Source organism: Pantoea sp. ICBG 985, assembly GCF_002928365.1.
GTDB lineage: Bacteria > Pseudomonadota > Gammaproteobacteria > Enterobacterales > Enterobacteriaceae > Pantoea > Pantoea dispersa.
Window position 1 is genome coordinate 497,425 of sequence record NZ_POWM01000004.1, and the last position, 20,284, is coordinate 517,708.

Genomic DNA, 20,284 nt, shown 5'->3' on the forward strand with positions numbered 1-20,284 from the left:
TAGCTGAAGCAGAGTGCTGAGGTAGCTGAGGACGAACGCTGGATGTGACGTCCGCACCGGACGGCCCCTTCTCCCGCTTGCGGGAGAAGGCTGGGATGAGGGCAGATCGCCTCTCGGCCCAGGGCCGGCCACGCGTTACTTACCTAACCGCTCCAGCAGTTTCTGATGAATCCCGCCAAAGCCGCCGTTGCTCATCACCAGAATCGAATCACCCGGCTGCGCCGCTTTAGCCACCATCTCCACCAGCGTATCAATGTCCGCGCTCCAGTGCGCAGGCTGAATGCAGGCGTCCGCAACGTCGGCGACCTGCCACGGAATGTGGTGCGGCTGGAACAGGAATACCTCATCGGCACGCCCTAACGAAGGGGCCAGTTCGTTCTTGCTCACGCCCATCTTCATGGTATTAGAGCGCGGCTCAAGCACCGCCAGAATGCGTGCGGTACCGCCGACTTTACTGCGCAGCGCCGCCAGCGTAGCGAGAATCGCCGTTGGGTGATGGGCAAAATCGTCATACACCTTAATCGCGTTCACTTCGCCGCGTAGCTCGAGGCGACGACGCGCGTTAATGAAGCTGTTCAGCGCCTCACCGGCATCGCACGGCTTCACGCCAACGTGACGTGCGGCGGCAATCGCCATCAGGCCGTTGTGCATGTTGTGTTCGCCGACCAGCGCCCAGTTCACTTCCGCCACTTTCTCACCGTCGAGCCACGCTTCCCAGCGCGAGGCATCCGGCACCAGCTTCTTCGCCTGCCAGCGGCCGTTGTCGCCCACGCTCTCCTGCTCGCTCCAGCAGCCCATCGCCATCACCTGCTTAATGTTGTGATCGTGTTCCGGCAGCAGGATCTTGCCCTGACCCGGCACGATGCGCACCAGATGGTGGAACTGCTTCTGGATCGCCCGCAGATCGTCGAAGATGTCGGCATGATCGAACTCAAGATTGTTGAGGATCAGGGTGCGCGGGCAGTAATGTACAAACTTGGAACGCTTGTCGAAAAACGCGCAGTCGTACTCATCCGCCTCAATGACGAAGAATGGACTTTTTCCTAATTTTGCCGATACGTCGAAGTTACCCGGCACCCCACCAATAATAAAGCCCGGTTCCAGGCCGCAGGCCTCGAGAATCCACGCTGCCATGCCGGCTGTGGTGGTTTTGCCATGGGTACCGGCCACCGCCAGCACCCAGCGATCGCGCAGCACGAAATCGTGCAGCCATTGCGGTCCGGAAAGGTAAGGAATGTTGCGTTCCAGCACCGCTTCCACGCACGGGTTGCCGCGCGTCATGGCGTTGCCAATGATCACCAGGTCCGGTGCCGGCTCCAGCTGCGAGGCGTCGTAACCTTCTGTTAATTCAATGCCTTGCTGTTGCAGCAGCGTGCTCATCGGCGGATAGACATTGGCATCTGAACCGGTCACTTCGTGTCCGAGCGAGCGGGCCAGCATCGCCAGTCCGCCCATAAAAGTGCCACAAATCCCAAGGATGTGAATGCGCATAAAAAGATCCATTACTCAAAAGTTCGGCGCACAGTGTAACGCCGAGTCCGGAGGGAAGAAACGGATTAGGACTATGGTTTTTGAAGTTCAATCGGCTAAACTGCGTACGCATACGTTGGTAGCTTGTTACAGCTGCTGCCACTCCATCGTAGATTCAGGGAATGTGTTATGAAAACGTTAGGCGAATTCATCGTCGAGAAGCAACACGACTTTCCTCACGCCACAGGTGAACTGACGGCGCTGATTTCCTCCATCAAGCTGGGCGCAAAAATCATCCACCGCGACATCAACAAAGCGGGTCTGGTGGATATTCTCGGTGCCAGCGGCGTAGAGAACGTGCAGGGTGAGCAGCAGATGAAGCTGGATCTGTTCGCTAACGAAAAGCTGAAAGCGGCACTGAAGGCGCGCGGTGTGGTCGCGGGGATTGCTTCCGAAGAAGAAGATGAGTTTGTCATCTTTGAAGGTTCGGAGAACGGTAAGTACGTAGTATTGATGGACCCGCTGGATGGTTCCTCGAACATCGACGTTAACGTTTCCGTCGGCACCATTTTCTCGATTTATCATCGTATTAGTGAGCCAGGCACGCCAATCACTGAAGCCGATTTCATGCAACCGGGCCACAAGCAGGTTGCCGCAGGTTACGTGGTGTACGGTTCCTCAACCATGATGGTGTACACCACCGGCGTGGGCGTTCATGCCTTTACTTACGATCCGTCGCTCGGTGTGTTCTGCCTGAGCCACGAACGCATGACCTTCCCGGAAAAAGGCTACACCTACTCGATCAACGAAGGGAACTACATCCGCTTCCCGCAGGGCGTGAAAAAGTACCTGAAGTTCTGCCAGGAAGAAGATGTATCAACGAAGCGCCCTTACACCTCGCGCTACATCGGTTCGCTGGTGGCGGATTTCCACCGCAACCTGCTGAAAGGCGGCATTTATCTCTATCCCAGCACCGCCAGCCACCCGAAAGGCAAGCTGCGCCTGCTGTATGAGTGCAACCCGATGGCCTTCCTCGCCGAACAGGCGGGCGGTAAAGCCAGCGACGGTAAAAACCGTATCCTCGATATTCAGCCGGAAACGCTGCATCAGCGCTGCCCGTTCTTCTGCGGTAATGATGCGATGGTCGACGACGTTGAACGCTTCATGCGTGAGTTCCCGGACGAACATCAGGCGTAATGTCAGCAGGCATTTAAAATGCCTGCGTGTGAAGCCTGTCAGTAAATGATTTTCGGTCGCCATTAATGGCGACCCTACAGGTTGATGGCACGGTTTATGTTGGGTGCGCATTTATGCGCACCGGCATACAGAGATTAATTGCAATTAAATCGGCACTACGCCGTTGCCCAGGCTTACTTATTTTTTATTTCTGATTCTTGCCTGACGATTAATTAATTCACCATTCTCCGCATAATAACGACTCGGCCAGATCTCAGCCGGCGAAATACCAATTGCTTCGGCAATAATTAATTCTCCTTTCGGCCACGGACGCGCCAGCGCGTTGGCTAACGTGGTGGAACATAATCCCGCCTGTCGGGATAACGCCGCCATTGAGGTTCCCTTTTTACGCAGCGCCGCAATGATATCGGCCGGATGCCAGTCTGACTTCGCATTATTCACGCAACTCTCCTTAGTTCGCTTATCCATTCCCGTAACGATACTACGTTACTCGTAGTATCTGACAAGCGCTAAATCTACGATTCTCGTAGTCATGAAACCGACCTCCTCGCTGCAAGACACTTTTTGTCGACGCCTGAAACAAGCGCGTCTGGCGAAAGGTTTGTCGCAGAAAGGATTGGGTATTGCCGCAGGGATTGAAGAGTTTTCTGCCAGCGCGCGTATTAATCGCTATGAACTGGGCGTGCATAAACCGGATTTATTAACGCTGCAATTACTGGCGCAGGTACTGGAAGTGCCGGCAGCCTATTTTCTGGCGGAAGATGATCGGCTGGCCGCCATGATTCTGGCATTTCCCGCCGGTCTGAACAGCGGTGCACCATAAGACGCACCGCGTAAATTACCGCGTTATCTTCTCCCGCGTCGCCATCCATCAGGGCGAACGCAGGCAACGTTACCGGTCATCCCTGACCCCACCCTGATTATGCTGTCGCCACGCGGAACTGTGCCATAGATGCCTGCAACTGCTGCGACTGCGCTTCCAGCGACTGCGTAGCGGCGCTGGCCTGCTCCACCAGCGCGGCGTTTTGCTGTGCGGCTTCATCCATCTGCGTCACCGCCTGGTTAACCTGTTCAATACCGCGGCTCTGCTCTTCCGAGGCGATGGAGATCTCCTTCATCAGCGCGGTCACCCGCATCACTTCGCTGGAGATCTCATCCATGGTTTCGCCAGCGCGCGTGGCCATGTCGCTGCCCTCTTTGACCCGCGTCTGTGATTCGCTGATCAACTCACGAATCTCTTTGGCGGCGCTGGCGCTGCGCCCGGCCAGGGTGCGCACTTCGTTGGCAACCACGGCAAAACCGCGCCCCTGCTCACCGGCACGCGCCGCTTCCACCGAGGCGTTGAGCGCCAGGATGTTGGTCTGGAACGCAATGCCGTCGATCACGCTGAGAATATCGGCGATCCGATCGGAACTGTGGGTGATCTCACGCATCTTCTCCATCACGTAGCACACCACTTCCGCGCCGCGGTCGGCGGTATCGGACACGCTACTGGCTAGCTGGTTGGCCTGCTGCGCGTTGCTGGCGTTAAGCCGGACGGTGGCCGTGAGCTGCTCCATGCTGGCGGCAGTCTGCTCCAGCGAGGCCGCCGACTCTTCCGTGCGCTGCGACAGATGCACCGTGCCCGCGGACAGCTCGCGGCTGCCGACGTCAATCTGCAGGCTGGCTTCACGCACCTGGCTGACCGAGTTGCGCAGCGCCAGCTGCATTCCCGTCAGCGCCTGGTTCAGACGGCCGATTTCGTTATTGGCCGCAGCCGGCAGCGGCTGTGACAGATCGCCGGCTGCAATCTGCTCCAGATGCTGGATCGCCCCGTCCAGCGGACGCAGCAGCGCGCGGCGCAGCAGCAGCCAGGCCAGCGCAATCAGCACCAGGGTCAGCGCGACGGCGACGCCAATCATGATCTTCATCTGCAGTTCATTGTGCGCCGCTGCCGCCAGACGTGCGGCAGAGACTTCGTCGGCATACAGGCTGAAGTCGTTCACTGCCTTCGAATAGTTAGCCGCCAGCTGCGACAGGTTGCCTTCCAGCACCTGGTAATACTCATCGGTATACTGCTTTTGCAGCGCATCCATCATGGGTGCCATGGCACCTTTTTGATACGCGTTGAACGCGGCCGCGACCGCATCGGCGAGGCTTTTGCCCTGCGCGGTGACGGTACCGGCATCAATAAACGCGGTCAGATGACGTTGCGAGCTGGCGACATCTGCCTGCGCTTGTTTAGTAACTGTGGCGCCCTCATCCAGCAGGCCGATTTCGATTTTGCGCACCGCCAGCGCGGCGCTGGCGCGGGCACGCATCAGATCGGCGTTGCTCTGATACAGGCTGTTGAGTTCAATGCCCTGAATACGGTTGATGGCGTCAAGTGACTGGTTGCCGGAATTGATGGCGTAGATGCCCATAGCGCTCACTGCCAGCAGCAGCAGCGTCATAAAGGCCAGAAGAGAGAGTAAAGCCGTGCGTATAGATAGCTGTGTGATCATGATAATTCCCGTGCGCTTTAAAAAAGGGAGAATCCAGTAGCCCTAAAACGGAGAGATTATCGGCAGTGACCGGGGGAAACTTTATCCTTCATTGATGGTCAACCTGATTACGATCATCTACGCTTCAGATTTCCTGAAGTTCGTAGCGCTAAAAGCAAGGAATGTAACGATGAAAAAATGGCTTCCGCTCGCCTGTCTGTTCGCGTCCAGCGTGGCAATGGCACAGCAAAACCCTATCGATCAGCAGCTCAATCAATGCCTGAATAAAGAGTCCAGCACCGCCGGCATGTCGCAGTGCTACAGCACGGCCAATAAGGCGTGGGACAAAGAGATGAATGCGCAATATAGTCAGCTGATGAAGAAATTAACCGGTGAGCCCAAAGACAAACTGCGCAATGCGCAGCGCGCCTGGCTGGCCTACCGTGATAGCTGGACCGATGCCAGCCGCAGCTATTTCCTCAGCAGTCAGGGCTCCATGGCGGCGCTGTCAGTGGGCGCGCAGGGCGTCAGTCTGGTGCGCAACCAGGCGCTGATGCTGCAATCAATCAACAAAGGCAGTTGCGCCAATCCCGATGATTGTTGATAAATGGGGGCGTTAAACACGCTTAGCGCTGGCCACGGTCAGCGCGCCCATTATTCACGGAGAAACCATGGCTGCCTACGCCTCGACCCTCATTCTTATCTGCCTCGCCATCCTGAGCTACTTCGTCCACAACAGCGCCGTTACCATTTCGATTCTCATCCTGCTGGTGATTAAGCTCACGCCGCTGGCACAGTTCTTTCCCTACGTCGAAAAGCAAGGCATCCAGATTGGTATCATTATTCTCACCGTGGCCGTCATGGCACCGCTGGCAAGCGGCACGCTGCCGGCCTCGTCGCTGCTGAAATCCTTTGCTAACTGGCAATCCATTGTGGCGATTATCGTTGGCGTATTTGTTGCCTGGCTCGGCGGTCGCGGCGTCAGTTTAATGAGCGTGCAGCCGTCGGTGATTGGCGGGTTGCTGATTGGCACGGTGATTGGTGTGGCGTTCTTTCGCGGCGTGCCGGTCGGGCCGCTAATCGCCGCAGGGATTGTGTCGCTGTTTGTCACCACGAAGTAGCCTGCTGGACCATTCCGAAACGCCAAAAAGGGGGCATACTTTCAGAGTCAGTTGGCTATAATAGCCGTCACTCAACTTACGACTAATGAAGGAAAGCCAGATGAGTTTGAACCAGGTGCCTGCAGGTAAAGATCTGCCAGAAGATATCTATGTCGTCATCGAGATCCCGGCCAACGCCGATCCGATCAAATATGAAGTGGACAAAGAGTCTGGCGCCCTGTTTGTAGACCGTTTCATGTCTACCGCCATGTTCTATCCGTGCAACTACGGTTACATCAACCACACGCTGTCTCTGGATGGTGACCCGGTTGACGTACTGGTGCCAACCCCGTATCCGCTGCAGCCAGGTTCAGTGATCCGCTGCCGTCCAGTGGGCGTGCTGAAGATGACCGACGAATCAGGTGAAGATGCCAAACTGGTAGCGGTTCCGCACACCAAGCTGAGCAAAGAGTACGATCACATTAAAGATGTGAACGACCTGCCAGAACTGCTGAAAGCGCAGATCACCCACTTCTTCGAGCACTACAAAGATCTGGAAAAAGGCAAATGGGTGAAGGTTGACGGCTGGGACAACGCGGAAGCGGCTAAAGCTGAAATCATCTCCTCTTTCGAGCGCGCACAGAAGAAGTAAGTTTTCTGTCAGCGCTGTCGCATCGCTATGTATGGCGATCGGCAGATAAAAAAACACCGCCCACTGGGCGGTGTTTTTATTTACGCTTCTGCGGCGTCATCGCGCCGTAACCAGTCGCCACTCGCGATGCGGGTGCGACCGGCAATCGAACGCTGATACACGTACAGCCAGGCGCTGCCGTAGGGCGTCTGGATCAGCTGGCGCTTATACTCGCCGTTCTTGCTGCGCAAGGCATCCAGCTCGCCGAGGGTGCTGGCGTCGATGCGATACACTTCGCAGTACACCGTGCCGTCCCCCTCAACCACGCCCGGATAGTGACCGAGATTGTAGAGCGCAAACCCTTCAATCTGATGGTCGCCGAGCCATTGCGCATTGGTCATCCAATGACTATTTCCCTGTTTGCGCCGTAAACTGCCGTAGACAATTATTCGCATTGCTAAAACTCAAACTGATAGAGCAAATCCAGTGCCTGATCGAGACCCGACACGGCTTCCAAATAGAGTTTGGGCATCAGGCGATAACGCAAAGTGAGCGTCGCCAGTGAATCAAATATGCCAACACCGTATTTTACCTGCAGACCCGGCAGCACATAACCACTCACCTGCACCTGCTGGCTGTCGCCGACACCGGTGGTATCAAGCGCAAGGTTACTGACGCCGAAGGTCTCGCCGATTTTACCCATAACCTGACCACTTTGTGCAACCCCCAGTCCAACCAGCGCCGAGGTTAAGGCGTTGCTGTCGCCATCGCTGCTGAGTCCCTGACCGCGTAACAGGTAAGACAGCGCCTCCTGCTGCGACATTGCCGGGTCGGAGAAGACCTCCACCTTCGGCTCGTCGGCCAGTCCGGTGACGCGCAGACCGGCTGTCACATCATCCTCGGTGGCTTCCGGGTTACGAATCGCCTCCAGGTTGACGTACGGCTGATCCGGCGGACCGGCGAACTGCAGCTCGCCTTTACGCACAATCAGATCCTGACCATACGCGTGGAAACGGCCGGAAGGAATATTGATTTGTCCGTTTAAGCCCAGGCCGGTTTTATCCTGCACCAGTTTGAGATCGCCGTTGAGGCGCGCTTTCAGGCCAAAGGCCGAGAGACGCACATCGTTGCCGACGTGGATCACCAGATTGCTGTTGATCGGGATTGCGGCAGTTTTCGGCTGAATCGGCTTGAGGTTCTCATCCAGCATCACCTCATCCGACGACACGCCGGTAGCGCTCTCCGGCACTTCCTGCACCGTGATGCGCGCCCACGGAATATCAACCTTGCCGTCAAGATTGAACGCCGCCGGTGTGGCTTCAAACGCCAGGTCCGGCGAAACGTCCATCCGCACCATCGGCGGAACGGTAACGCGAATACGGCTGCCCTGCGCAGTAACGCGCGCGCGCCAGTTATCCAGCTGGCTCCAGTCCGCGTTGCCACCCAGATTGAGGTTACCCTGCTGCGTCTGGATCAGGCCGTTGAGCGTGGAACTCATGCCGTTAAACACCAGGTTGAGATTGGCCGAGGTGAGATCGACTGGCATAAAGCTGCCGTCCACATCAACATCGCTCAGTCCCAGCTGACCAAAGATCTGCGGCTGCTGCAACGTGCCGCCGAGACGCAGATTGCTGTTGAGGTTGCCTTTGATCTTCTCGCCCTGCATCAGCGCCGGGTTGAGCATCGCCAGCGAAATGTTGCTGATGCCGATGTTGCCTGACAGCTGGCGGCGATTCTCCGGATCGGCGATCTGCACGTTGCCGCTCAGCTGACCGTTATTCACGATGTGAATCAGCCAGTCGAGCTGCGCGCGTCCATTACGCAGCGCCGCATTCAGGTTGAGCGTGTCGAAGGCGATCGGCAGGTTATTCCCCTGCACATCCTGCACCACTTTTACGCCGTTTCCTTTAAGCGATACCGTGCCGGTCGGCAGCGCGCCGTCGGCGGTCCAGTTCACGCGTGCATCACCGCTGAATACGCCGTTCAGCTGGGTGGCATCGGTGAGGAACGGCTTGATCATCGCCAGATCGAAGCGGTTCAGCACCACGTGCGCATGGCCGCTGGCACCGGCCTCGATCGGCTCCGGCACGCACAGCTGCGCGTTGGGGTTTTGCCAGCAGTGCGGCCCGATGGTGGCGCTCTGTTTGCTGTTCAGGTAGTCAATCGTCATCGCGCGCGTCAGGCGCCATTCGCCCACCGGCGTGTCAAAACGCGTATTGTTGAGATTACCCTGCCAGCGCTGCGTCTGGCGGTCAAAGCTGCCGTTGAGCGCCAGCTGGCCGGAGACCGGCTCGCCCTGCACGTTGAGTTTCAGCTGATGCTGCTTCTCGTTACCGTCGGCGTTGAGCGTCAGCAGGCCGATCTTAAGCGCGTCCTGCTGTAGCTGCTCCACGCGCAGCTGCAGTTTACCGGCGACCTGATCGCTGGATTTCACATCGCTCTGCAGCGTGACACGGCGGATCTGCAACTGCTGCCAGCGCAGGCCGCTGGCGGTAAGATCGGCCAGAAGCTGGGGCGCCTGCAGCGTACCGCGCGCTTTGATGGTGCCTTTGGCTACGCCGCCGAGGCCCGGCAGCGCGTTATCCAGATGCGGCGCATCGACACTGGCATCGAGATTTAGCGCGTCGCCCAGTTCGCCCTTCACGTCGAGATGGTTGCGCCCCAGCGCGATGTCAATGCCGGGGATTTTCCACTGGTTGTAACTGTTGCCGGTCAGCGAGCCTTCGGCGCTCACCGCGTTCTGTTTCACATTGCCCTTCAGCGCCAGCTGCGGCACGCTGAGCTGCCAGCTTCCGCCGTACAGGCTACCGCGCGTGGTGATTTTACCGTCGAGCTTCGCCGGCCAGTCAGGATACTGTTTAGCGGTATTGATGCCCGCCAGCGTCAGCTCGCTGCGCCAGCTGATGGCTTTGCTCCAGTCCACCAGCGCGCTGAGGTCAATGTTGCCCTGCAGCGCCGCCACGCGAAGTTTATCCAGGCTGAACTGCTGCACGTTGCCTTTACCGTCCAGCGTAATGGTGGCCGGCGGCACGGCTTCGCCCTTTACCGCGGTGCGCAGCGACATCACATAGTCGGTGGCTTTGCCGCTGAACTGGTAGTCGAGATTATCCGCCTGATACTGCACCGGACCGGTCAGCGGCCAGCGCAGCTGCGGGCTGGTGAGTTTGAGCGACAGCGGCAGACCGGCGACCGCCGGCTGCGCGGCGGCGTCCAGTTGGGCACGCACCGGCCCCGAAAGATTCAGGCCCAGCTTCAGCTCGTCGCGCATTGCCCCGGCGAGGTTCAGTTTGATCTTCTCGCCTTTAATCGGATCGAGATTCAGCGAGCCGTTGAGCACAAAATTGACCGGCCAGTTATCCGCCAGCCGGGCATCACCGCTGGCGTTGATCTGCCCCTGCGGCGAGTCGACGTCAAAGGTCTCCAGCTGCACATGCCGGTCGGTAGTTTTGGCCTTCAGCAGCAGACGCGTAATCGCCACGTCCGTATCGCCGGTGATGCGCAACTGCTCACCTAACAGCTGCTGCACGTCGATGTCGAGCGGCAGCTGGAAATCCGGCAGTGCCGGCAGCAGCGGCTCGGCAAACATCGCCTGCAGCGTTTCGCCCAGCGGTTTCTCATCCGGCTGCGGCTGCTGCACTTTAGGCTGCACCACCTGTTCGTCCGCCACTTTCGCCGCCTTCGGCAGCGCGATCAGCAGGCTCTGGATATGGGTGGGGTTGAGCGTCAGCGCGCGATCCTGCCACTGCAGGCCACTGGTGAAGTCGAGCAGCGAAATGGCGGTGTCATCGACTTTGACGTTAATGTTATGCAGGCTGACCCGGCTCAGCGTAATCGGGTATGGCGTGCTGAGATTGCTGCTGCCGCTCTCTTCTTCCGGCGGCGGCGCACTGGCGGGCGTCATTTTTTTGCTGTCGACCACCACGCTGACGTCCTGCAGCGCGATATCGTTCACGCACACCGAGGAGTGCAGCAGGCAGTTGAGGTTGAGCGCCAGATGGAAGCGCCCGGCATCCACGCTGACGCCCGGCATCTGGTATTTCACGCCGCTCAGCGTCAGATCGCGCCAGCCGCCTTCCACCTTGTTAATCGACAGGCCCGGCACCCAGCGATCGGCACCTTTAAACAACAGATGCAATCCGGGCGTGGTGCCCACCAGAAACGCCACGCTGGCCAACAGCACCAGCACGAAAATACCGATACCGATCAGGACCTTTTTCCACAACTTCATAGTTCAGGCCCCAGTCCTACATAAAATTGCAATCCATGCTCCTTGTCGTCACCAATCGGGCGCGCGATATCAAACTTGATCGGCCCTACCGGAGAAGACCAGCGCACGCCGAAGCCTGCACCGGTTTTAACATTACTCTGCTTGATGTCGTTGACCGCTTCGCCGGAGTCGACGAATACCGCGCCCCACCATTTGCCCGAGACGTTGTACTGATACTCGAGCGAGCCGGTGGCCAGTTTTGAGGCACCGGTGAGTTTGCCTTCGTCATCGCGCGGCGAGATATCTTTGTATTTGTAACCGCGAATGCTGCGGTCACCGCCGGCGAAGAAGCGCAGATCGGGCGGCACTTTTTCGAAATCGTTGGTTTCAATCCAGCCAAGGTTACCGCGCGCCACAAAGCGATGCTTCTCGCCCAGCGTGCGGATCCACACGTTCTGCGCCTGCAGGATCAGGAAGTCGACGTCTGAACCCCAGGTGGTGTCCGACACGTCTACCGAGTAGCGCTGTGAATCGCCCCAGGTCGGCATCAGGCCGCCGCGCGAACGGGTGCGGTTCAGGCTGACGCCCGGATAGAGCAGCATGGTGGTGTTGGTGACGCTGCCCTGAGTAAAGTGGTCGAGACTCCAGCGCAGGTTAACCGCGCGCTGCCAGCCGGAGCTGCTGTCCCAGTTACGCGACATCGCCAGCGTGGTGGTGTCCGATTTGGTGTCGTTGAGATCGGTGCGTTTCAGGCCGCCGGAGAAGGTGTAGTACTGCTCCAGCGGACTTTTCAGCAGCGGCACTTTATAGCTGAGATCAAGCTGCTGCTCCGGCGCGGAGATATAGGCGCTGGAGGTCAGGCTGTGGCCGCTGTCGTTGATCCACGGCTTTTTCCACGTGCCTTTCAGCCGCGGTCCGACGTCCGTCGAGTAACCGACACCGGCTTCGATGGTGTTCTCCACGCGCGGCGACACGGCGGCGCTGAGCGGCAGCACTTTGGTCTGGCGCCCTTTATCGAACTCGGGTGCCACGACGACAGAATTAAACCAGCCGGTGGCGGAGAGGCGACGATTGAGTTCGGCCAAATCGCGTGAGCTGTAGGGATCGCCCTTTTTGAACGGCACCAGGTTGCGCAGATAGGCTTCATTGATTTGCGAGCCTTCAAAGCTGACATCGCCGAAGCGATAGCGCGGGCCGCTGTCGTAGTCGATATCCCAGAACGCTAAGCGCCGTTCTACCGAGACACCAAGCTGGCTCTGCTTAAAGTCACCGTCGAAGTAACCATTACGCAGCGCCAGGCTGGAGAAGCCGTTTTTGAATTTATCGTAGTCGCCGTGATTGAGCTGGCTGCCGACTTTCGGCCGGCCCTGCTTCACCCACGCCTGATAATCAGGATCGTCTTTTGCGGCGCCTTCCACCACGATGGTGCTGCCGCCAATCTTCACCGGCTCACCGGCGGTGACGCGGGCAATCAGCACCGGACGGCCACCCTGCGGCGGTGCCGGGCGTGATTCAAAGTCGATCTGCGGCTCGTAATAGCCTAGCGCGCGCAGGCCTTCTTTGATCGCGGCAGCCACGCGCGCCTGGAAACGGCCGTCGTTCGACACCTCGTCACTGCCGATAGTGGACAAGCGCGCCCTGACGTTTTTCTGTAACTCCCCGGTCAGGCCTTCCAGCTGCAGTCGCACTTTGGCTGCCTCAACAGCAGGTGCGGCAAGCAGCAGGCTGGCCAAGCAATAAGCATGAAATCGCGGCACGCGTACTCCTGTTAATAATGCCTGCCCCTATTCCGCAGGGGCGTTAACTCTGGTGGAAAGGGTATCACCACACCTTGCATACCCATCAGCATAGCCGCTCTTTTTTGCGAGCGGCTGCGTAAAAACGGCCGCTAAGCCAAATCGACTGCTATTGTCGGTAAATGTGCGTACCGATACAACAACGAAGCCGTGCTTCTGCGCACCACCAGCCGCCACTCGGATTAATCCGAGCCGGCCAATCACGCCGCTGGCGGCAGCAATAGCGCTGCTGCTATAATCAGCGACCAGCAGGCCTCGCCTGCACGCATTTCTGCCCCGACGTTAACGTGACTTTGTCGAACTGGCGCAGACATTTTTGGCACGGATAGCCCTGTTTGACGGGTAAGTACCGGATGTACGCCTCTTCGCGCTGCCCAGGCCAAAAATGACAAGTGATTAACCCAACGGATCTTTTATGCTTGATAGCCTGCTTGTCATTCTTTTACTGATCGTAATCAGTTCATTTTTTTCTCTGTCGGAGATCTCGCTGGCGGCTGCCCGCAAGATCAAACTGAAACTGCTGGCCGATGAAGGCAACATCAACGCGCAGCGCGTGCTGAAGATGCAGGAACAGCCTGGCACGTTCTTCACCGTGGTACAGATTGGCCTCAACGCCGTGGCGATTCTCGGCGGTATCGTCGGCGATGCGGCGTTTTCGCCCGCCTTCAGCAGCCTGTTCAATCGCTTTATGGAGCCGGAACTGGCGGATCAACTCAGCTTTATCTGCTCCTTCACCATCGTCACCAGCCTGTTTATTCTGTTTGCCGACCTGACGCCAAAACGCGTCGGCATGATCGCGCCGGAAGCCATCGCGCTGCGCATCATCAATCCGATGCGCTTCTGCCTGCTGGTTTTCCGCCCGCTGGTATGGCTGTTCAATGGCCTGGCCAACGTGTTCTTTCGCATCTTTAAGCTGCCGATGGTGCGTAAAGATGACATCACCTCGGATGACATTTACGCGGTGGTAGAAGCGGGCGCGCTGGCCGGCGTGCTGCGCAAGCAGGAGCACGAGCTGATCGAGAACGTGTTTGAGCTGGAATCACGCACCGTGCCTTCGTCCATGACCTCGCGTGAAAATATCGTGTGGTTCGATCTGCACGAAGACGAAACCAGCCTGAAAACCAAAATCGCGCAACACCCGCATTCGAAGTTTCTGGTATGCGACGGCGATATCGACCATATCGTTGGTTACGTTGATTCCAAAGAGCTGCTGCTGCGCGTGCTGGGCAACCAGAGCATGACGCTCAACAGCGGCGTGCAGATTCGTTCGGCGCTGATTGTGCCGGATACGCTGACGCTGTCAGAGGCGCTGGAGAGTTTTAAAACCGCCGGCGAAGACTTCGCGGTGATCATGAACGAATATGCGCTGGTGGTCGGGATTATCACGCTTAACGACGTGATGACCACGCTGATGGGCGATCTGGTCGGTCAGGGGCTGGAAGAGCAGATTGTGGCGCGTGACGAGAATTCCTGGCTGGTGGAAGGCGGTACGCCGATTGATGACGTAATGCGCGTGCTGGATATCGACGAGTTCCCGCAGTCCGGCAACTACGAGACCATCGGCGGCTTTATGATGTATATGCTGCGTAAGATCCCCAAACGCACCGATTTCGTCAAATTCTCCGGCTACAAATTCGAGGTGGTGGATATCGACAGCTACCGCATCGACCAGCTGCTGGTGACGCGCATTGACGATCGCCCGCCGGTGCTGAATGTGTCGAAGAGTACGCTGGATGAGTCTGAAGGGCCTGCCGCGTAGCAGTGATCGTGCAGTTACAGAAAGATTCAGGGCGCCAGCGGCGCCCTTTCTTTTGCTTAGTTGTACTCGGCTTGCAGCCGCAGCACCTGGCGGTTGATTTCTGACATCACGCTAAGGTGCTGTTTATCCTTGACGCGCGGCAACATGACTTTGCCTTTGTCGAACTCAAACGCGCCAACATCCTTGATGTACAACCTTCCTTTAAATAGCGTCTTTACATATTTCGCAATTTGCAGCGGATTATAGCGCTGGAAGATCTTCATGCTGTTTAACTCCTGAACAGATGTAATACGCTTCGCCGTTGCCAAATTCGGTACGAGCCCTTGAAGCGCAAATGAGGCATAACTATAGAACATGATTCCTTGCCGATGTTCCGAAAAAATGGATTTTTTACTGAATTGACACATCATTACAGAGAACTCTGTCATAACGATCACAAAATCCAGTATAAACCTTCATTGGTTAAGGAATTGTGGCATGGGTTACAAAGCTGCTATCTCATCGCGACAGGCGCATCATCCACGCCTAATATTGCAAAAACATGAATAACTGGTCGGATCACTAAGGAGCATTACCATGCGTTTGGCACATTCCGTGATAGCCCTGGCGCTGCTGCTGCCCAGCCTTGCCTCAGCCCACGCGTTTAAGGTTGGCGAGCGCGTACCGGCAGTCGGTGTTAACGACAAAGGAGAACTGCTATATCAGCAGGAGAAGTTTCGCTACCAGCCCTGGAACAGCGCCCAGCTGAGTGGCAAAGTGCGGGTCATCCTGCATATTGCCGGACGCTCGTCAGCCAAAGAACAGAACGCCGCGCTGATTGAAGCCATCAAAGCCGCCCAGCTACCGCACGACCGCTATCAGACCACCACGGTGGTGAATACCGATGATGCCATTCCCGGCACCGGGATGTTTGTGCGCAGCAGCATTGAGAGCAATAAACAGCAGTATCCGTGGTCGCAGTTCATTGTCGACAGCAACGGCAACGCGCGCAAGGCGTGGCAGCTGGAGAAAGGCGGTTCGGCAATTGTGATTCTGGATAAGACCGGCCATGTGCGTTACGCCAAAGACGGTCCGCTGACGCAGGATGAAGTGCAGCAGGCGATGAAACTGATCCATCAGCTGCTGCAGGCGTGATCGCGCCACAGCGGGTGGCGCGCATAGCGTATCAGAACAGCGAGACGCGGAAGCCCGGATTCAGGAACGACTCGCGCGGGGCGTAGTCGAGGGTTTTGCCCTGCCAGTCATGCACGTGTGCGCCAGCGGCAATCGCCACCGCATGGCCGGCACCGGTATCCCAGATATTGGTCGGCCCGAAGCGCGGATAGAGCTGCGCCTTGCCCTCTGCCACCAGGCAGAACTTGAGCGAGGAGCCGATAGCGGTGGTCTGGTGCTCGCCCAGCTGGGTCAGATACTCTTTCAGCTCTTCGTCTTTATCGGCATGCGAACGGCTAACTACCACCAGCAGCGGTCGCGCTTCACGTACGTGGATCTGCGTGGTGTGGCCGCCCTCTTCTTTCCACGCTTTGCCTTCGGCCGCAGAATACATCACCCCCAGCGCCGGCGCGTACACCACGCCCAGCACCGGTTTGCCGTGCTCAATCAGCGCGATATTGACCGTGAACTCGCCGTTACGCTTGATGAACTCTTTAGTGCCGTCGAGCGGATCGACCAGCCAGTATTGCTGCCAGTGCTGACGCACATCCCAGCCGGGTGGATCCTCTTCCGACAGCACCGGCACGTCAGGCGTCAGCGCCGCTAAGCCCTGCACGATAACCTGATGTGCCGCCAGATCGGCCGCCGTGACCGGTGAATCATCCGATTTACGCGTCACGTCCAGCGGTTGTGCGCCATCGTAGACCTGCATAATGGCATCGCCCGCGCTGCGCGCCAGCTGGCAAATTTTATCTAACATTGTTCACCTCATTTCGGCTGATGCTGCCGCTGAAACCCCGGCAGCCCGTCTCCAGATATTTTAGCAGGTGCGCTGTGACAGCCGCAGCTAAGCGTATTCGCTTTGATTATCAATATCATAGTTCGGTCGTGGCGGCTATGGCGCAATGCTGAATGGCAGGCACTCCGTCAGCTTGCGCAGAAAAGAGGCAAAATCCCGAGCCTCATCACAAATTGAAATGATAATTCGTCATGGTTTTACATTATTTTGAGAGGCCCATTAAAGCGAACAAGGAGCAAGCCATGTTCAAAGCGAGCATGTCGTTACTGGCACTGTGCGTTGCAGCCGCCACGGTGCAGGCTGCCACGGTGGATTTACGCATTCTGGAAACCACCGATCTGCACAGCAACATGATGGATTTCGATTACTACAAAGACACGCCGACCGAAAAGTTTGGTCTGGTGCGCACCGCCACGCTCATCCAGCAGGCGCGCGGTGAAGTAGCAAACAGCGTGCTGGTGGATAACGGCGACATTATTCAGGGCAGCCCGCTGGGTGATTACATGGCGGCCAAAGGCCTGCAGCCGGGAGAAATCCATCCGGTGTATAAAGCCCTTAATACGCTGGATTACGCGGTCGGCAATCTCGGCAACCACGAATTTAACTACGGCCTGCCCTATCTGCAGCAGGCGATTGCCGGGGCACGTTTTCCCTACATCAACGCCAACGTTATCGATGAAAACAGTGGCAAACCGCTGTTTACCCCCTATTTAATTAAAGAAACCGCGGTAAAAGACCGCGACGGCAAGCCGCACACGCTGAAAATCGGCTATATCGGCTTCGTACCACCGCAGATTATGGTGTGGGATCGCAACAATCTGCAGGGTAAAGTGCGCGTTGATGACATCACCGAGACAGCGAAGCGCTATGTGCCGGAAATGCGCGCAAAAGGTGCTGAAATAATCATCGCTATTCCGCACTCCGGTCTGAGCAGTGAGCCGTACCATGCCATGGCGGAAAACTCGGTGTATTACCTCAGTCAGGTGCCAGGTATCAATGCCATCATGTTCGGCCATGCGCACGCGGTGTTTCCCGGCAAAGAGTTTGCGGCGATTAAAGGCGCGGATATCGCTCAGGGCACGCTTAACGGCGTACCGGCGGTGATGCCCGGCATGTGGGGCGATCATCTCGGCGTGGTTGACCTGGTGCTGAAAAATGACGGCGGCAACTGGCAGGTGACCCAGGGTAAAGCCGAGGCACGGCCAGTTTACGATGCGGTAGCGAAAAAATCGCTGGCGGCGGAAGATGCCGATCTGGTGAAAGTGCTGGCCGACGATCATCGCGCTACGCGTGAGTTTGTGGCAAAACCGATCGGCAAGTCGGCGGATGTGATGTACAGCTACCTGTCGCTGGTGCAGGACGATCCCACCGTGCAGATCGTCAATAATGCGCAGCGTGCTTACGTCGAACGCTTCATTCAGGGCGATCCCGATCTGGGCCGCTTACCGGTGCTCTCGGCAGCGGCACCGTTTAAAGCCGGCGGCCGTAAGAACGATCCGGCCAGCTACGTTGAAGTGGAAAAAGGCGATCTCACCTTCCGTAATGCCGCCGATCTCTATCTCTACCCGAATACGCTGGTGGTGATGAAAGTCAGCGGCGCGCAGGTGAAAGAGTGGCTGGAGTGCTCGGCAGCGCAGTTTAATCAGATCGACGTGCATCGTCGTCAGCCGCAGTCGCTGATCAACTGGGATTTCCGCACCTACAATTTTGATGTAATTGACGGCGTGCAGTATCAGATCGATGTAACGCAACCGGCGCGCTACGACGCCGAATGCCAACTGATTAACCCGGCGGCATCACGTATTCAGGATCTGCGCTGGCAGGGCAAACCGATCGACCCCAAAGCGACCTTCCTCGTTGCCACCAATAATTACCGTGCCTGGGGCGGGAAATTTGCCGGCACCGGTGAGCAGTATGTTGCGTTTGCTTCGCCGGATGAGAACCGCTCGGTGGTGGCCGCCTACATCAGCAGCGAAACCCGCGCCCACGGCGCGGTGCAGCCACAGGCCGATCACAACTGGCGGCTGGCACCGATCGCCAGCGCAACGCCGCTGGATATTCGCTTTGAGACCGCGCCGGGCGCAAAAGCCACGCAGTTTATTGAGAAGTATGCTGATTATCCGATGAAAGCCGTCGGCAGTGATGAAACGGGCTTTGCAATCTGGCAGGTGGATTTACAGAAGCAGGCAGAGAAGAAGTAGTGACAGGGGCGCCAGACACGGCGCCCGCTGTTTATTACAGGATTTCCAGCAGCTCGACTTCGAAAATCAGGGTGCTGAATGGTGGGATAGAGGCACCCGCGCCGCGCTCGCCGTAAGCGAGATTGTGCGGAATGGCCAGCTCCCACTTCGAGCCTACCGGCATCAGGGTCAGCGCTTCAATCCAGCCAGCAATCACGCCGCTGACCGGGAATTCAGCCGGTTCGCCACGGGCAACAGAGCTATCAAACACGGTGCCGTCAATCAGCTTACCGGTGTAGTGCACGCGTACGCGATCCTGACGTGATGGGATCGGACCATCGCCCTGGGTGATGACGCTGAACTGCAGGCCGGATTCGGTGCTGCTCACGCCTTCACGCTGTGCATTCTGCTCGAGGAACTGCTGACCTTCGGCCGCCATGGCTTCGACGCGCTCACGACGTACGCCTTCGGCACGCTCGTGGACTTCACGCAGCGCACGGTGTACCACGTCAACCGGAACTGCCGGTGAGTTCCCTTCCAGCGCGTCGCGCAGGCCCGCAAGCAGCGCTTCTGGCTGCAGACCCTGCAGTCCAGACTCTTGCAGCTGCTGACCAACCTGTAAACCGATACCGTAACTTGCTTGTGATTCGACGCTGTCAAATGAAGGGGTCGTCATCTTGTTTCCTTAATCCCGGAGAAAATAGAACCGGCAGCATAACAGCGCAGGCGGCTGGCGTAAAATCTCGCGCGCCGCGGATGACATTTCCCGGGGAAAGAGAAACAATATGCAGGTCAAATTTTTCAATGCTGGCAGGCACTTCGCGCCCGCTTTGCCCATACTATAGAACAAGAGAGCATCCATGGGCCAAATCGCCCCACGACGTCGCAGGACGCGCGCACCGCGTACCTTATTTTCCCGGTTGCAACGCTGGCTGCCTGACAGGCGCGTCACGACCGCCAGCGAGGAGGAGGAAAGAATGGCTTCTGAAACCCCGTCGCGTATACCCGCTGTGCTGCAGCGCATCTGGCATCTGCTGGATAACGTACGCTGGATGGATCCGCTGCCGCCGCTGCACCGACGCGGTATCGTTATTGCCCTGCTGGTGATGCTGCTGGCGTTTCTCTGGCCTGCCAGCACGCCGCAGTATCCGGTGGAACGTCCGGCGGAGAGCAGCGGCAAAGAGGTGCCGATGCAGGCGGAAATCTACGATAACAATGCGCAGCCGCCGCAGAATACGACGCCGAAAAGTGATGCCCAGGGCGAATGGCACAGCTATACCGTGGCCTCGGGCCAGACGCTGGCACAGCTGTTCCGTGACAACAATCTGCCAGTCAATGATGTGTTTGCCATGGCGCGGGTGGAAGGCGATGGGCAGCCGCTGAGCGCGCTGCAGAGTGGTCAGCAGGTGAAGATTCGTCAGAACGCGCAGGGCGTGGTGACCGGCTTAACGGTCGAGAGCAGTAACGGTCCGGTGTTGTTTACCCGCCAGCCGGACGGCAGCTTTATCCGCGCACAGTAAGCGACAGAAAC

The 20,284-nt window shown here is 57.7% G+C and carries 18 protein-coding genes; 9 read left to right on the forward strand and 9 right to left on the reverse strand.

Annotation, left to right across the window (positions count from 1 at the left end; translation table 11 throughout):
* Positions 1–135: 135 nt before the first annotated feature.
* The gene (gene mpl / locus C1Y42_RS14915; RefSeq protein ID WP_058759858.1) at positions 136–1,491 is read right to left on the reverse strand and encodes a UDP-N-acetylmuramate:L-alanyl-gamma-D-glutamyl-meso-diaminopimelate ligase; all 1,356 of its coding nucleotides are present in this window, start codon (positions 1,489–1,491) and stop codon (positions 136–138) included.
* A 168-nt stretch (positions 1,492–1,659) separates the two neighbouring features.
* On the opposite strand from mpl, the gene fbp reads away from it, so the two are divergent.
* Complete coding sequence (fbp, locus tag C1Y42_RS14920) at positions 1,660–2,667, forward strand: class 1 fructose-bisphosphatase (protein ID WP_021509731.1); 1,008 nt, start codon at positions 1,660–1,662, stop codon at positions 2,665–2,667.
* Positions 2,668–2,844: 177 nt separating this feature from the next.
* Here fbp and C1Y42_RS14925 read toward each other — a convergent pair whose 3' ends face one another.
* Entirely contained in the window at positions 2,845–3,135 is a 291-nt protein-coding gene (locus C1Y42_RS14925) for a helix-turn-helix transcriptional regulator (RefSeq protein ID WP_168715054.1), read from the reverse strand.
* Positions 3,136–3,199: 64 nt separating this feature from the next.
* Between C1Y42_RS14925 and C1Y42_RS14930 the strand changes: the two genes are divergently transcribed.
* A complete protein-coding gene (locus tag C1Y42_RS14930; protein WP_021509733.1) occupies positions 3,200–3,490 on the forward strand; it encodes a helix-turn-helix domain-containing protein in 291 nt (96 codons plus the stop codon).
* 97 nt (positions 3,491–3,587) lie between these two features.
* On the opposite strand, the gene C1Y42_RS14935 is transcribed toward C1Y42_RS14930, so the two are convergent.
* Complete coding sequence (locus C1Y42_RS14935; RefSeq protein ID WP_104093891.1) at positions 3,588–5,147, reverse strand: methyl-accepting chemotaxis protein; 1,560 nt, start codon at positions 5,145–5,147, stop codon at positions 3,588–3,590.
* A 172-nt stretch (positions 5,148–5,319) separates the two neighbouring features.
* On the opposite strand from C1Y42_RS14935, the gene C1Y42_RS14940 reads away from it, so the two are divergent.
* From C1Y42_RS14940 to ppa, 3 genes are all read left to right on the forward strand, one after another.
* A complete protein-coding gene (locus C1Y42_RS14940) occupies positions 5,320–5,733 on the forward strand; it encodes a lysozyme inhibitor LprI family protein (protein WP_021509735.1) in 414 nt (137 codons plus the stop codon).
* A 67-nt stretch (positions 5,734–5,800) separates the two neighbouring features.
* A complete protein-coding gene (locus tag C1Y42_RS14945) occupies positions 5,801–6,250 on the forward strand; it encodes a DUF441 domain-containing protein (protein ID WP_021509736.1) in 450 nt (149 codons plus the stop codon).
* A 100-nt stretch (positions 6,251–6,350) separates the two neighbouring features.
* The gene (gene ppa / locus C1Y42_RS14950; protein WP_021509737.1) at positions 6,351–6,881 is read left to right on the forward strand and encodes an inorganic diphosphatase; all 531 of its coding nucleotides are present in this window, start codon (positions 6,351–6,353) and stop codon (positions 6,879–6,881) included.
* A gap of 80 nt (positions 6,882–6,961) precedes the next feature.
* Here the strand turns inward: ppa and C1Y42_RS14955 are convergent, their stop codons facing one another.
* Genes C1Y42_RS14955 through C1Y42_RS14965 form a run of 3 tightly spaced genes read right to left on the reverse strand, consistent with a single transcriptional unit; the run spans position 6,962 to position 12,824 of the window.
* Positions 6,962–7,315, reverse strand: a complete 354-nt coding sequence (locus C1Y42_RS14955) for a gamma-glutamylcyclotransferase (RefSeq protein ID WP_031280151.1) — start codon at positions 7,313–7,315, stop codon at positions 6,962–6,964.
* 2 nt (positions 7,316–7,317) lie between these two features.
* Positions 7,318–11,088, reverse strand: a complete 3,771-nt coding sequence (locus C1Y42_RS14960) for a translocation/assembly module TamB domain-containing protein (RefSeq protein WP_104093860.1) — start codon at positions 11,086–11,088, stop codon at positions 7,318–7,320.
* Positions 11,085–12,824 (reverse strand): autotransporter assembly complex family protein, encoded by a 1,740-nt coding sequence (locus C1Y42_RS14965; RefSeq protein ID WP_031280152.1) that lies wholly within the window; start codon positions 12,822–12,824, stop codon positions 11,085–11,087. The genes C1Y42_RS14960 and C1Y42_RS14965 overlap by 4 nt, the downstream gene beginning before the upstream one ends.
* 454 nt (positions 12,825–13,278) lie before the next feature.
* Between C1Y42_RS14965 and C1Y42_RS14970 the strand changes: the two genes are divergently transcribed.
* Positions 13,279–14,622 carry a hemolysin family protein gene (locus tag C1Y42_RS14970; RefSeq protein WP_104093861.1) on the forward strand — a complete coding sequence of 448 codons (1,344 nt, stop codon included), beginning with the start codon at positions 13,279–13,281 and terminating at the stop codon, positions 14,620–14,622.
* Between the two features lie 56 nt (positions 14,623–14,678).
* Here C1Y42_RS14970 and C1Y42_RS14975 read toward each other — a convergent pair whose 3' ends face one another.
* A complete protein-coding gene (locus C1Y42_RS14975) occupies positions 14,679–14,885 on the reverse strand; it encodes a DUF1107 domain-containing protein (RefSeq protein WP_031280153.1) in 207 nt (68 codons plus the stop codon).
* A 313-nt stretch (positions 14,886–15,198) separates the two neighbouring features.
* Between C1Y42_RS14975 and C1Y42_RS14980 the strand changes: the two genes are divergently transcribed.
* Positions 15,199–15,756, forward strand: a complete 558-nt coding sequence (locus C1Y42_RS14980; RefSeq protein ID WP_058759862.1) for a YtfJ family protein — start codon at positions 15,199–15,201, stop codon at positions 15,754–15,756.
* Positions 15,757–15,787: 31 nt separating this feature from the next.
* Here C1Y42_RS14980 and cysQ read toward each other — a convergent pair whose 3' ends face one another.
* The gene (gene cysQ / locus C1Y42_RS14985) at positions 15,788–16,534 is read right to left on the reverse strand and encodes a 3'(2'),5'-bisphosphate nucleotidase CysQ (RefSeq protein WP_021509744.1); all 747 of its coding nucleotides are present in this window, start codon (positions 16,532–16,534) and stop codon (positions 15,788–15,790) included.
* 281 nt (positions 16,535–16,815) lie between these two features.
* Between cysQ and C1Y42_RS14990 the strand changes: the two genes are divergently transcribed.
* Positions 16,816–18,774: a bifunctional 2',3'-cyclic-nucleotide 2'-phosphodiesterase/3'-nucleotidase gene (locus C1Y42_RS14990; protein WP_104093862.1), complete on the forward strand. Its 1,959-nt coding sequence runs from the start codon at positions 16,816–16,818 to the stop codon at positions 18,772–18,774.
* Between the two features lie 34 nt (positions 18,775–18,808).
* Here the strand turns inward: C1Y42_RS14990 and fklB are convergent, their stop codons facing one another.
* Positions 18,809–19,429 carry an FKBP-type peptidyl-prolyl cis-trans isomerase gene (fklB, locus tag C1Y42_RS14995; RefSeq protein ID WP_021509746.1) on the reverse strand — a complete coding sequence of 207 codons (621 nt, stop codon included), beginning with the start codon at positions 19,427–19,429 and terminating at the stop codon, positions 18,809–18,811.
* 184 nt (positions 19,430–19,613) lie between these two features.
* Between fklB and C1Y42_RS15000 the strand changes: the two genes are divergently transcribed.
* Positions 19,614–20,273: an OapA family protein gene (locus tag C1Y42_RS15000; RefSeq protein ID WP_150360361.1), complete on the forward strand. Its 660-nt coding sequence runs from the start codon at positions 19,614–19,616 to the stop codon at positions 20,271–20,273.
* Positions 20,274–20,284 lie beyond the last annotated feature (11 nt).